The organism is Streptomyces sp. NBC_01237, assembly GCF_035917275.1.
Lineage (GTDB): Bacteria > Actinomycetota > Actinomycetes > Streptomycetales > Streptomycetaceae > Streptomyces.
The window spans coordinates 2,693,492-2,706,458 of record NZ_CP108508.1 but is presented as its reverse complement, the minus strand read 5'-3'; the positions used below and the strand labels follow the sequence as shown (position 1 = coordinate 2,706,458).

Annotated in this window: 13 protein-coding genes; 9 read left to right on the top strand and 4 right to left on the bottom strand. The window is 71.3% G+C overall.

Going from position 1 to position 12,967, the window contains the following annotated elements; translation table 11 throughout:
• Positions 1–18 precede the first annotated feature (18 nt).
• On the bottom strand, positions 19–1,437 hold the full coding sequence (locus tag OG251_RS12035; RefSeq protein ID WP_326677157.1) for an MFS transporter: 1,419 nt from the start codon (positions 1,435–1,437) through the stop codon (positions 19–21).
• 100 nt (positions 1,438–1,537) lie between these two features.
• Here OG251_RS12035 and OG251_RS12030 point away from each other — a divergent pair, with 100 nt between their 5' ends.
• The 5 genes from OG251_RS12030 (at position 1,538) to era (ending at position 6,256) form a co-directional block, all read left to right on the top strand.
• Positions 1,538–2,434, top strand: coding sequence for a helix-turn-helix transcriptional regulator (locus tag OG251_RS12030; RefSeq protein ID WP_385890540.1), 897 nt, complete (start codon positions 1,538–1,540; stop codon positions 2,432–2,434).
• Between the two features lie 48 nt (positions 2,435–2,482).
• Positions 2,483–2,836: a cytidine deaminase gene (locus tag OG251_RS12025; protein ID WP_326677156.1), complete on the top strand. Its 354-nt coding sequence runs from the start codon at positions 2,483–2,485 to the stop codon at positions 2,834–2,836.
• A gap of 280 nt (positions 2,837–3,116) precedes the next feature.
• Positions 3,117–4,178, top strand: a complete 1,062-nt coding sequence (locus OG251_RS12020) for a beta-xylosidase (RefSeq protein WP_326677155.1) — start codon at positions 3,117–3,119, stop codon at positions 4,176–4,178.
• 97 nt (positions 4,179–4,275) lie between these two features.
• Positions 4,276–5,220, top strand: coding sequence for a WxL protein peptidoglycan domain-containing protein (locus tag OG251_RS12015; protein WP_326677154.1), 945 nt, complete (start codon positions 4,276–4,278; stop codon positions 5,218–5,220).
• Between the two features lie 61 nt (positions 5,221–5,281).
• On the top strand, positions 5,282–6,256 hold the full coding sequence (gene era, locus OG251_RS12010; RefSeq protein WP_198953375.1) for a GTPase Era: 975 nt from the start codon (positions 5,282–5,284) through the stop codon (positions 6,254–6,256).
• Positions 6,257–6,354: 98 nt separating this feature from the next.
• Here the strand turns inward: era and OG251_RS12005 are convergent, their stop codons facing one another.
• The gene (locus OG251_RS12005) at positions 6,355–6,621 is read right to left on the bottom strand and encodes a protealysin inhibitor emfourin (protein ID WP_326677153.1); all 267 of its coding nucleotides are present in this window, start codon (positions 6,619–6,621) and stop codon (positions 6,355–6,357) included.
• A gap of 91 nt (positions 6,622–6,712) precedes the next feature.
• A complete protein-coding gene (locus tag OG251_RS12000; protein WP_326677152.1) occupies positions 6,713–7,789 on the bottom strand; it encodes a M4 family metallopeptidase in 1,077 nt (358 codons plus the stop codon).
• A 294-nt stretch (positions 7,790–8,083) separates the two neighbouring features.
• Between OG251_RS12000 and leuA the strand changes: the two genes are divergently transcribed.
• The 4 genes from leuA (at position 8,084) to OG251_RS11980 (ending at position 12,413) form a co-directional block, all read left to right on the top strand.
• Positions 8,084–9,874 carry a 2-isopropylmalate synthase gene (gene leuA, locus OG251_RS11995; protein ID WP_326677151.1) on the top strand — a complete coding sequence of 597 codons (1,791 nt, stop codon included), beginning with the start codon at positions 8,084–8,086 and terminating at the stop codon, positions 9,872–9,874.
• A gap of 204 nt (positions 9,875–10,078) precedes the next feature.
• On the top strand, positions 10,079–10,783 hold the full coding sequence (locus OG251_RS11990) for a tellurite resistance TerB family protein (RefSeq protein WP_326677150.1): 705 nt from the start codon (positions 10,079–10,081) through the stop codon (positions 10,781–10,783).
• Positions 10,784–10,826: 43 nt separating this feature from the next.
• Positions 10,827–11,573 (top strand): DNA repair protein RecO, encoded by a 747-nt coding sequence (recO, locus tag OG251_RS11985; protein WP_073724542.1) that lies wholly within the window; start codon positions 10,827–10,829, stop codon positions 11,571–11,573.
• A gap of 21 nt (positions 11,574–11,594) precedes the next feature.
• The gene (locus tag OG251_RS11980) at positions 11,595–12,413 is read left to right on the top strand and encodes an isoprenyl transferase (RefSeq protein ID WP_326677149.1); all 819 of its coding nucleotides are present in this window, start codon (positions 11,595–11,597) and stop codon (positions 12,411–12,413) included.
• A 64-nt stretch (positions 12,414–12,477) separates the two neighbouring features.
• Here the strand turns inward: OG251_RS11980 and OG251_RS11975 are convergent, their stop codons facing one another.
• Positions 12,478–12,912 (bottom strand): Fur family transcriptional regulator, encoded by a 435-nt coding sequence (locus OG251_RS11975; RefSeq protein ID WP_326677148.1) that lies wholly within the window; start codon positions 12,910–12,912, stop codon positions 12,478–12,480.
• Positions 12,913–12,967 lie beyond the last annotated feature (55 nt).

Below are 12,967 nucleotides of genomic sequence, written 5' to 3'. Positions count from 1 at the left end.
GCGGGCCCGTGGGCCTGTTCATCCGCGGCGCAACCCCGCCGCCACCGCCGCTCCGGCCACCAGCAGGATCGCCGCGGCCACCGCCACCACCGTCCGTACGCCGTCGAACAGCACGTCCTGCGTGGTCGCCAGCACCCCCAGCAGCGGGATGCCGACGGTGATGCCGACCTGCTGGGTCGTGGTGACCAGCCCCGTCGCCAGGCCCTGCTCCTCGTCCGGGACACCCGAGGTCACCGCCAGGCCGTACGAGATGATCGCGCCCAGGTGGCACATGCTCGCCAGTGAGACGGCCGCGGTCGCCAGCAGGACGCCCGACTCCTCGCCGAGTCCCAGCAGCGCGCCGATGAACACGCCCTGGCCGAGCAGCGACAGGGCCAGCGTCCGGCGGGCGCCGATACGGCCGATGAGCTTGGGGGCGTACATCCCGGCCAGTACCGAGAACACTCCCTGCACCCCGAAGACCAGCCCCGTCCCGAGGGCGGACAGGTCCAGGACCTCCTGGAGGTACAGGGTCAGGACGAACACGACGGTGCTCATCATCGAGAAGGTGATCAGACCGCCCAGATTCCCGAAGGCCACCGTCCGCCGCCGCAGCATCGGCAGCGAGACCAGGGGTGCCGCCGAGCGGGACTCCACGACCACGAAGGCGATCAGCAGGGCCACGCCCAGGACCAGCGTGACCAGGACGTCCGCGCCGTCGAACCCGCGCTCGGCCGCCGTCGACAGGGCGTAGATCAGGGCCAGCAGACCACCGGTCACACTCACCGCGCCCGGCACGTCGAGCTTCGGCCGGTCCGTCGTACGCGACTCGCCGAGCACCTTCGGGGCCAGCACCAGCACCACGGCGGCGGCGATGCTCAGCAGCCCCATCGTGGAACGCCAGCCCAGTGTGTCGGTCAGTACGCCGCCCGCCACCATGCCCACCGTGAAGCCCAGCGAGAGCAGGGTTCCGCTGATTCCCAGCGCCCGGTCCCGCAGCGGGCCCTCCGGGAACGTGGTGGTCAGCAGCGACATCCCGGTCGGCACGATCACGGCCGCACCGAGCCCTTGCAACGCCCGCCCGGCCAGGAACGAGGCCGGGTCCCAGGCCAGTGTCGCCAGCAGCGAGGAAGCCCCGAAGACGACGAGCCCGGCGAGAAACAGCCTGCGCCTGCCGTACAGATCGGCGATCCGGCCGAACAGCAGCAGGAATCCGCCGGACGGCAGGGCGAACGCGGTGACCGCCCATTGCAGCCCGGACGTGCTCAGGCCCAGGTCCTCGCCGAGTACCGGCAGTGCCACATTCAGTACGGAGAAGTCGAGCGCCACCATGAACTGGGCGGCGCACAGCACGAAGAGGACCAGCCGGGCCCGGCCGGAGAGCCGTTCCGGGGCGTCGGCGGGTGCCGGGGTGCGGGAGGCCGGGGAGGCAGGGGAAGGGGGAGTGTCGATCGCCATGGCCCCACCCTGCGGCGACCGGAATATCCGTGGGGAGCGGGAACTTATCCTGTTGCTCGCACCACCAGGCAGGAGCGCGCACGGACAGCAGGGGGAGTACGTGGCCACACCGGCCCAGCACGCGACGGACGGCATCAAGGCGCACCGGCTCGCCGAACTGCGCGAATTCCTGATGAGCCGACGGGCCCGGGTCACCCCGGCCGAGGCGGGTCTGCCGGACGGCGGTGCCCGTCGCCGCACCCCCGGACTGCGCCGCGAGGAGGTCGCCGTCCTCGCCGGAGTGGGCGTCTCCTGGTACCAGTGGCTGGAGCAGGGGCGCGACATCACCGTCTCCCCGCACGTGCTGGACGCGGTCGCCCGGGTGCTGCGGCTCAGCAGCGCCGAGCGCCGTCACCTCTACTCCCTGGCCGGGCTGAACCCGCCCCCGGCCGAGGTCGACCCGGCCCACGCGGACATGTGCGAGGGGCTGACCCGGCTGATCGACGCCTGGATGCCGTTCCCGGCCCACATCATGGACCGCTACTGGAACACCGTGCTGTACAACGACGCGGCCTCGATGGTGCTGGGCATGCGCCCCGGCATCGTGCAGAACTGTCTGATCGCCTTCTTCACCGATCCCGTCTACCGCTCCCGGTCCGGGACCGGCTGGTCCGCGCTCGCCCCGCAGGTCGTGGCGCAGTTCCGGGCCGCCTGCTCGGAGTGCCCGGACGACGAGGGCTTCCGGGCCGTCATCGACGAGGCGAAGGGGGCGAGCGCCGAGTTCGCCGAACTGTGGCAGCGGCGCGACGTCGCCCCGGGCGGCCAGGTCCGCAAGGAGCTGCACCACCCGGTGGTGGGCACCCTGTCCGTGGAGTCCACCCACCTCCGGGTGCCGGCCCGGCCCGATCTGGCGATCGTGCTGCACACCCCGCTGCCGGCCACCGGCACGGAGAGCAAGCTCCAGTGGCTGGCCTCACCGGAGGGCCGGCGCGGTTCCATGTACCCGGTGCCGGGGTGAGGCACCCCGTTGCCGCGTCCGGGTCCGCCCGCTTCGTATGCTCGTGCCATGACTGAGAGCACCGACCTCGACCCCGAGGACCGCAAGATCGTCACGCTGGCACGCAGCACCCGCGCCCGCAACGGGGTGCCCGAGGGCGCGGCCGTACGGGACGAGACGGGGCGCACGTATGTCGCGGGCACGGTGGAGCTGGAGTCGCTGAAGCTGAGTGCCCTGCAGACCGCCGTCGCGATGGCGGTGGCCAGCGGTGCCACTTCGCTGGAGGCCGCCGCGGTCGTCTCCGCGGCCGAGACCCCTTCGGACGCGGACCGGGCGGCGGTACGGGACCTGGGCGGGCCGGACACCCCGGTGCTGCTCGCCGGGCCCGACGGCACCGTACGGGTCAGGGTGACGGCGGGCTGATACGGCAGCGGCGTACCGGCCGGTGGCGTGCCGCCCCCGGCCCGTCGGCTCCGCCCGTGCCCCCGGCGCGGCGCGCCCGCACGGCTCTGCTCCGACGCCCCGCACCTCCACGGTGCGGGGCGTCCGGCGTTGTGGCGGGACGGGATCATGACAGCGTCCGATGGGCCATCGGTCGACGCGATTCGTCTCCCTTGACTTCTTTCCGGCCGGGGCCGTCAATGGCCCCCCGCCGGCGCAGAGGAGCCGCTGTGCCGCCATCCCGCAGGAGGGGCACCCGTTCATGCGAGCAGCCATGCGAAGATCCCCCGGCCCGTGGCACCGCCGGGCCGCCGCGCTGGGCGTCACCGCACTCGTCGTCGCCGGCTCGGGAGTGCTCGGCGGCGGTCCGGCCCTGGCCAGGACGGCGGACTCCGCCGCGGTGGACTTCCCCACCCACTGCGTCCCGCCGCCCATCGCCGGAATCCCGCCCATCGACGGTCCCACCACCGCCGAGATCGCCGTCGACAACGCCGCCCCGAAGGTGGGCGACACGGTCACGGTGACGTACACCGTGGTCGAGCCCGCCGCGAGCAACCCCGTCGATCTGGCGCTGCCCGCCGACATCATGACGCCGACCGGGAAGGTCGTCGTGGCCGGTGCGCAGTCCGCCGAGGTCACGGTCGCCGGTCCGAGGAAGAACGAGCCGGTCCCCGGCAAGGGCGCGTTCCCGTCGTTCTCGATGACGGGCACGTTCACGGTCACCGCGCCCGGTGAGATCACCCTGTCGCCCGGCGACTACAACATCCACACCAGCTATCTCATGGAGCTGGACACCCCGTGCACGGTGATGGACCCGCCCGCCCCCGTCTCACGGACGATCGTCGCGACCGACGGCGGCGGCCAGATTCCCGACGGCAGCCAGCGGCTCACCGCGTCCGTGCGGGCGGGCACGCTCTCCATGGTCCAGGACGGCGACGGCGTGGAGATGTCGGCGGTCGACTTCGGCCGGGGCGGCGCCTCCCGCGGCTCCCTGCGGACGGTGACGGTCGAGGACTACCGCGGTGGTCCCGCGGGCTGGTCCCTGACCGGCAGGGTCACCGACTTCCAGGGCCCCGGCGACGCGAGGATCGGCGCCGGCGCGCTGCGCTGGACCCCGGTCTGCGCGACGAAGCCCGGCAGCCCGAGCACCTGCGCGGCCGGTTCCGAGGGCCCGGTCGGCAGCGCGGGCGCCACTCTGGCCTCCACCCCCGACGGCGCGTCCACCGGAGGTGAGTTCCGCGTCGACGCCCGGCTCGCGCTGGACGTACCGGCGTACACCGCCACCGGCGCGTACTCCGGAGTGCTGACGCTCACCCTCACCTGACGGCACGCGGCCCTGATCCACCGGGCGGGCCGGGCGCGCACCCGGCCCGCCCGCTCCGTCCGGACAAGCTCCGCAAGCTCCCTGGGGGTCCCGCACCGTGCGCAAGCTCTCCGTACTCCTCCTCACCGGCGTCCTGCTGCTGATCGCGCCGCCCGCCGCCCACGCCGCCGACAACGGCAGCTGGTCCGTCTACCCGGCCGCCGCCCGGTCCGCCGCGCGGCCGTACTTCTATCTCTCCGCCGACCCCGGCGCCACGCTCACCGACCGGGTCACCGTCACCAACAAGACCGCCCGGCCGCTCACCTTCCGGCTGTACGCGGCCGACGCGTACAACACCGCACGCGACGGCGGGTTCGCGGTCCGCGCGCAGGACGAGAAGCAGCGCTCCATCGGCGCCTGGGCGCGAACCGGCCGCGACCGGGTCACCGTGAAGGCGCGCGGTTCGGTCACCGTCCCGGTCACCATCACCGTCCCCGAGGACGCCGAACCCGGCGACCACCCGGGTGCCCTCGTCGCCCTCGACGAGCGGGTCGAGGACGCGGAGCAGGGCGCCGTAGCCCTCGGCGTCCGCAAGGCCGTCGGCGCCCGGATCTATCTGCGGGTGAACGGGCCCACCATGCCCGCGCTCTCCGTCGACGACATCCGCGTCGAGCACAGCCGGCCCCTGGTCCCCGGCACCGGAAAGAGCCGGGCCGTCATCTCGTACACCCTGCGCAACCGCGGCAACGTCACACTCAACCCCGAGGTCGCCCTCCGGGCCGAGGGACTCTTCGGCCGCACCCTGCTCGCCCGTGACCTCAAGAAGATCCCCTCCGAGCTGCTGCCCCGCCAGCAGGTGCGGCTGACGGAGACCTGGGCCGGGGCGCCCCAGTTCGAATGGGGCGAGATCCGTCTCACCGCCACCGCCCGGGACACCCGCGAGTCCGCGACCGCCCCGTACATCGCGTTGCCCTGGCTGGTCGCGGCGGCCCTCGGGGTGATCGTCGCGGCGGGTACGGGGCTGTGGATACGGGCCCGCCGGGGCCGTGCGCGCACCTCCTGAGGCGTCCGCGACAAGCCCCGGTGCGGACCGCTGTGCGGCGCAGCCGCCGGGATCGGGGAGAATGGTCGCCATGAGCGCTCGACCGAACCCAGAAGCTGCTGCGCAGCAGGCGGAGAACAACGCCCCCCACCGGGCCGGCTTCGCCTGCTTCGTGGGCCGCCCCAACGCGGGCAAGTCCACCCTCACGAACGCTCTGGTCGGTCAGAAGGTGGCGATCACCTCCAACCGCCCCCAGACCACCCGGCACACGGTGCGCGGCATCGTGCACCGCGACGACGCCCAGCTGATCCTGGTCGACACCCCCGGCCTCCACAAGCCGCGCACGCTGCTCGGCGAGCGGCTGAACGATGTCGTGCGGACCACCTGGGCGGAGGTCGACGTCATCGGCTTCTGCCTGCCCGCCGACCAGAAGCTCGGCCCCGGCGACAAGTTCATCATCAAGGAACTCGCGGGCATCAAGAAGACCCCGAAGATCGCGATCATCACCAAGACCGACCTGGTCGACTCCAAGGCGCTCGCCGAGCAACTGCTCGCCGTCTCCCGCCTCGGTGAGGAGCTCGGCTTCGAGTGGGCCGAGATCGTCCCGGTCTCCGCGGTCAAGGACCAGCAGGTCAGCCTGCTCGCCGACCTGATCGCCCCGCTCCTGCCGGAGAGCCCGCCGCTCTACCCCGAGGGCGACCTCACCGACGAGCCCGAGATGGTCATGGTCGCGGAGCTGATCCGTGAGGCCGCGCTGGAAGGCGTGCGCGACGAGCTGCCGCACTCCATCGCGGTCGTCGTCGAGGAGATGCTGCCGCGCGAGGACCGCCCGGCGGACAAGCCGCTGCTGGACATCCACGCGAACGTCTACATCGAGCGCCCCAGCCAGAAGGGCATCATCATCGGCCCGAAGGGCAAGCGGCTGAAGGAGGTCGGCACCAAGTCGCGCAAGCACATCGAGGCGCTGCTCGGTACGCCGGTCTTCCTGGACCTGCATGTGAAGGTGGCCAAGGACTGGCAGCGCGATCCGAAGCAGCTGCGGAAGCTCGGCTTCTGACCGCTGCGGGAACGGCGCGCCTCCGGCCGTTCCCGCATGTCCTCACCGGGCCCGTCCCACACGACGACAGGCCCGGTCTCCCGCGACGGGCGCCGATCTCACGCACCCTCCTTGAGGATGCGTGAGATCAGCGTGCGCTGCGCCCCGGTCAGATCGGGGTCAGCGCAGTACACGGTCCGGTCGCCGATCGTGAGGCGGTACCGGAACCCGTCCGGCACCCCGGTCGGCGGGCTGTCCCGGCCGGCCGCGAGTGCCTCCTTGGCCAGGGTCTCCCACTCGGCCGTGTCCGGCCGCCCCGAGGTGTCCACCTCGCGGTGGCGTGCGATGCCCGCGAAACCGCCGGTCCGACTCACCTGAATACGCATGGGTCCTGTCTAGCCGGGGCGGGGGAGGGACTCAAGCGATCGAGTCCGCACGGGGGCGGGACATCGGCCGGGGAGTCCCCGTGTGCGGGACTCAAGCGGTCGGTACGCCCACCTCCGACCATGCCTTCAGGACCGCCTCGCGCTCGTCACCCTCCCCGAAGCGTTCGCGTGCGGCGGCCACGGTCAGCCGGGCGAACTCGGCGAAGTCCGCGTTCGCCGTCAGCTCACCGCCGGTCAGCACGTCGAACCAGATCTGGCCCGCCCGCTCCCAGGCGCTGCCGCCGAGCGCGGTGGCCAGCAGGTAGAAGGCGCGGTTGGGGATGCCGGAGTTGAGGTGCACCCCGCCGTTGTCCTCGTCCGTCTCGATGTAGTCGTCCATCGACGCGGGCTGCGGGTCCTTGCCGAGCACATCGTCGTCGTACGCCGTGCCCGGAGCCTTCATCGAGCGCAGCGCCACCCCGCTGACCCGGGGCGCGAGGAGACCCTCGCCGATCAGCCAGTCGGCCTGCTCGGCGGTCTGGCCCAGGGAGTACTGCTTGACCAGCGAGCCGAAGACGTCGGAGACCGACTCGTTGAGCGCGCCGGCCTGGCCCTCGTACGTCAGATTGGCCGTGTACTGGGTCAGCCCGTGGGCCAGCTCGTGGGCGATGACGTCCACGGCGACGGTGAAGTCCAGGAAGATCTCCCCGTCACCGTCCCCGAAGACCATCTGCTCGCCGTCGAAGAACGCGTTGTTGTACTTCTCGTCGTAGTGCACGGAGCCGATCAGCGGCAGGCCCTTGCCGTCGATCGAGCTGCGCCCGTAGGCCGTGAGCAGCAGTTCGAACGTGGCGCCGAGGCCCGCGTACGCGCGGTTGACGCTGGCGTCCGCGGTGGGCTCCTCGCCCTCGGCGCGGACCCGGTGGCCCGGCAGGTCCGTGCGGTGGCGGCAGTCGTACAGGGTGCGGTGCGGCTTGGTGGGCACGGCGCCCGCGGTGGGCGGGGCGGCGGGGGAGCCGGCCAGGGCGGTCATCCGGCGCCTGGTGCGCCGGTTGCCGTCGGCGGCCAGGGTGCGGCGCGCCGGTTCGGCGAGGAGCGGGTCGTCGGACTGCGACAGCTTGTCGAGGAGATGGGGCGGCACGATGGTGCAGAAGACGGGGCGGAACCCGTCGTCGGTTCGGGGCTGCATACATCGACTGTGGCACTCCGTCATCGCCCTGTCACTGGTTGCGACGGTGATTGACGAAATGGAGTGATGAGTCACTGTTTACCCGTCATGGATGCCCGGTCCCGCATACTGATACGGGCCGACGCCCCGGGTGTCTCTCGGTTACTCTCGTCGCATCATGCGTTTCGGGCTGCTTCTCCTTAGCTGCCGCGGCGAGGGCCTGTAGTCGTAGGCCGACCCCCTCCCCGCGGAGTCTGGTGCTGCAGCGACACAGTCGGCCGTTCCCCTTGCCGGACCCCCGAGGAGCCCTACGCCATGACCGCCACGAACATTTCCGGTCCGTCCGATTCCGGTGATTCCGTCGGCCGCCCCACACCGGTCACCAACGCGACGCAGCTGCAGAAGCCGTCCGGGATGCCGGTCCACAAGTACCGCGGCTACGACGCCGTGGACATCCCCGACCGCACCTGGCCCGACAGCCGGATCACCGTGGCGCCGCGCTGGCTGTCCACCGATCTGCGCGACGGCAACCAGGCGCTGATCGACCCGATGTCCCCGGCCCGCAAGCGCGAGATGTTCGATCTGCTCGTGAGCATGGGCTACAAGGAGATCGAGGTCGGCTTCCCGTCCTCCGGCGAGACCGACTTCGCGTTCGTGCGCTCCATCATCGAAGAGGGCGCGATCCCCGAGGACGTGACGATCTCCGTCCTGACGCAGGCCCGCGAAGAGCTGATCGAGCGGACCGTCGAGTCACTGGTCGGTGCCCGTCGCGCCACCGTCCACCTGTACAACGCCACCGCCCCCACCTTCCGCCGCGTGGTCTTCCGCGGCACGAAGGAGCAGGTCAAGCAGATCGCGGTGGACGGCACCCGGCTGGTCATGGAGTACGCCGAGAAGATCCTGGGCCCGGAGACGATCTTCGGCTACCAGTACAGCCCGGAGATCTTCACCGACACCGAGCTGGACTTCGCCCTGGAGGTCTGCGAGGCCGTCTGCGACGTCTGGCAGCCCGAGGAGGGCCGCGAGATCATCCTGAACCTGCCCGCCACCGTGGAGCGTTCGACGCCGTCCACGCACGCGGACCGGTTCGAGTGGATGTCGCGCAACCTGTCGCGCCGCGAGTTCGTCTGTCTGTCGGTCCACCCGCACAACGACCGCGGCACCGCCGTCGCCGCCGCCGAGCTGGCCATCATGGCCGGCGCGGACCGGATCGAGGGCTGTCTGTTCGGCCAGGGCGAGCGCACCGGCAACGTCGACCTGGTCACGCTGGGCATGAACCTCTTCTCGCAGGGCGTCGACCCGCAGATCGACTTCTCGCAGATCGACGAGATCCGCCGCACCAGCGAGTACTGCAACCAGATGGAGGTCCACCCGCGCCACCCCTACGCGGGCGACCTGGTCTACACCGCCTTCTCCGGCTCCCACCAGGACGCCATCAAGAAGGGCTTCGACGCCATGGAGGCCGACGCGGCCGCCCGGGGCAGGACCGTCGACGACATCGAGTGGGCGGTGCCGTACCTGCCGATCGACCCGAAGGACGTCGGCCGCTCGTACGAGGCCGTCATCCGGGTCAACTCGCAGTCCGGCAAGGGCGGAATCGCCTACGTCCTGAAGAACGACCACAAGCTGGACCTGCCGCGCCGGATGCAGATCGAGTTCTCCCGGATCATTCAGGCCAAGACCGATGCCGAGGGCGGCGAGGTCACCCCGGCCCAGATCTGGTCCACCTTCCAGGACGAGTACCTGCCGAACCCGCGGAACGCCTGGGGGCGCGTACAGATCCGCTCCGGTCAGACCACGACCGACACCGACGGCAAGGACACCCTGACCGTCGAGGCCACCGTCGACGGCACGGACACCGTACTGACCGGTACCGGCAACGGCCCGATCTCCGCGTTCTTCGAAGCGCTGCAGGCCATCGGCATCGACGCCCGCCTGCTGGACTACACCGAGCACACGATGAGCGAGGGTGCCAGCGCCCAGGCCGCCTCGTACATCGAGTGCGCGATCGACGGCAAGGTGCTGTGGGGCATCGGCATCGACGCCAACACCACGCGCGCCTCGCTCAAGGCGGTCGTCTCCGCGGTCAACCGCGCGACCCGCTGACACGCGACCGGACCCCTTCGTACGGGAGTCCGGTTGACCCCGGAACGACACGGTCCGAGAACCCCGTCCACCCGCTCGCGGTGGGCGGGGTTCGGCCATATCCGGGGGTTGTGACCTCCGGGATACTGACGTCGCCTCACGCATGTGGCTAACATCACGTCCAACACACGGCAATGTTGCCGGAGCGTTACGGAGGTGCACGACGTGCGGTCAGCCAGGGGACAACGCGCTCTGAAGCCGGTCATCTACGGCATCCGCACCGTCTGGGACGCCGTCGGTGACGGCGAGTTCTTCTGCCCCGGCTGCGGGGGCGACCGCAACTACCGCCGCCTCACCGGGCGTCGGCGCTTCACCGTGCTCGGTGTGCCACTGCTGCGGCGCGGCAGCGCGGGGCCCGTCGTCGAATGCGCCGTCTGCCGGGCGCACTTCGCCACCGACGCCCTCGACCACCCCACCACCACCCGGTTCTCCGCGATGCTCCGGGAGGCCGTGCACACGGTCACACTCGGCGTCCTCGCGGCCGGCGGCACCACCTCCCGCACGGTCCTGGACACCGCGGTCGCCACCGTGCGCGACGCCGGGCTCGACGACTGCACCCGGGAACAGCTCTTCACCATCGTCGAGGTGCTCGCCGCCGACACCGGTCACGGCCCCGGCGCCGACCCCGCGGCCGAGGCGTGCGGGCCGACCCTCGCCATCGAGCTGCACGAGGTCCTGGGCCCCCTCGCGCCCCACCTGGCCACCGCGGGACGCGAGTCGGTGCTGCTCCAGGGCGCCAGGATCGCACTGGCCGACGGCCCGTACAGCCCGGCGGAACGCGAGGTGCTGACCACGGTCGGCAGCGCGCTCCAGCTCTGCGCCGACGACACCGCCCGCCTCCTCGCGGCGGCCGCCCGCACCCCCTCGTAACCGTCACCGACGGCCCGGCCGCCCGGTGGGCGACAATGGGTGCATGAGCTTGTTCCGGGACGATGGCGTCGTGCTGCGTACGCAGAAACTGGGCGAGGCCGACCGGATCATCACGATCCTGACCCGCGGCCACGGCCGGGTGCGCGCCGTCGCCCGCGGGGTGCGCCGCACCAAGTCCAAATTCGGCGCCCGCCTCGAACCGTTCTCCCATGTGGACGTGCAGTTCTTCGCCCGCGGCAGCGAGCTGATCGGCCGCGGCCTTCCGCTGTGCACCCAGAGCGAGACGATCGCTCCGTACGGTGGCGGCATCGTCGCCGACTACGCCCGCTACACCGCGGGCACCGCGATGCTGGAGACCGCCGAGCGGTTCACCGACCACGAGGGCGAGCCCGCGGTCCAGCAGTACCTGCTGCTCGTCGGCGGGCTGCGCACCCTCGCCCGGGGGGAGCACGCGCCGCATCTCATCCTCGACGCGTTCCTGCTGCGTTCCCTCGCGGTCAACGGCTACGCCCCCAGTTTCGAGGACTGCGCGAAGTGCGGAATGCCCGGACCGAACCGGTTCTTCTCCGTCGCGTCGGGCGGGGTCGTATGCGGCGACTGCCGGGTGCCCGGGAGCGTCGTACCCTCGGCGGAGGCCCTCGTACTGCTGAGTGCGCTGCTCACCGGTGACTGGGAGACGGCGGACGGGTGCGAGGCGCGTCATGTCAGGGAGGGGAGCGGACTGGTGTCCGCCTATCTGCACTGGCATCTGGAGCGCGGACTGCGCTCGCTGCGGTACGTAGAGAAGTGACACAGGGAGACTGAGAAGCTCATGGCAGTACGCGGGATCCTCGGCGGCCGTAACCGGCGCACGTACAAGACCCCCGAGCCGCACCCCTCCGGCGCGACGCCTCCGAAGATCCCCGGCGAGCTCGTGCCCCAGCACGTCGCCGTCGTGATGGACGGTAACGGCCGCTGGGCCAAGGAGCGGGGTCTCCCGCGCACGGAGGGCCACAAGGTCGGTGAGGGCGTCGTCATGGACGTTCTCAAGGGCTGTATCGAGATGGGCGTCAAGAACCTCTCGCTGTACGCCTTTTCCACCGAGAACTGGAAGCGCTCGCCGGACGAGGTGAAGTTCCTGATGAACTTCAACCGGGACGTCATCCGCCGCCGCCGCGACGAGATGGACGAGCTGGGCATCCGCATCCGCTGGGTGGGCCGGATGCCGAAGCTGTGGAAGTCCGTCGTCCAGGAACTCCAGGTCGCCCAGGAGCAGACCAAGGACAACGACCGGATGACGCTGTACTTCTGCGTCAACTACGGTGGCCGCGCCGAGATCGCCGACGCCACGCAGCGCATCGCGCGGGATGTGGCGGCCGGGAAGCTCGACCCGTCGAAGGTCAACGAGAAGACGTTCGCGAAGTACCTCTACTACCCGGACATGCCGGACGTGGACCTCTTCGTGCGCCCGAGCGGCGAGCAGCGCACCTCTAACTACCTGATCTGGCAGAGCGCTTACGCCGAGATGGTCTTCCAGGACGTCCTGTGGCCGGACTTCGACCGCCGCGACCTGTGGCGCGCCTGTCTGGAGTACGCACAGCGGGACCGCCGCTTCGGCGGGGCCGAGGAGGCGGCGGTCCAGCAGGGCTGAGCGGGTCGGGGGCCGGTTCTCCGGCCCCCGTTCGCGAGCCCCGGGGCGTTCGCGGGCCCGGGTGTCAGCTCTCGGTCCGCGCGCACTCCGCGCAGGTCCCGAAGATCTCCACGGTGTGCGCGACGTTCACATAGCCGTGCTGTTCGGCGATCGTCTCGGCCCACTGCTCCACCGCGGGTCCTTCGACCTCGACGGCCTTGCCGCAGATCCGGCACACCAGATGGTGGTGGTGGTCGCCGGTGGAGCACCGCCGGTATACCGACTCGCCCTCGGTCGTGCGCAGCACATCGACCTCGCCCGCGTCGGCGAGGGACTGAAGGGTGCGGTAGACCGTGGTCAGTCCCACCGAGTCGCCGCGGTGTTTGAGCACATCGTGCAGCTCCTGTGCGCTGCGGAACTCGTCCACCCCGTCGAGCGCCGCCGCGACCGCCGCGCGCTGCCGGGTGGACCGGCCGCGTACCGGGGCTGCGTTCGTGCCACTGATCGGCGCCGTGGCCACTGGTGCCTCCTCGTGTCGCCCGTTCATCTGTCGGGCCATTGTGCCAGCCCGCCCC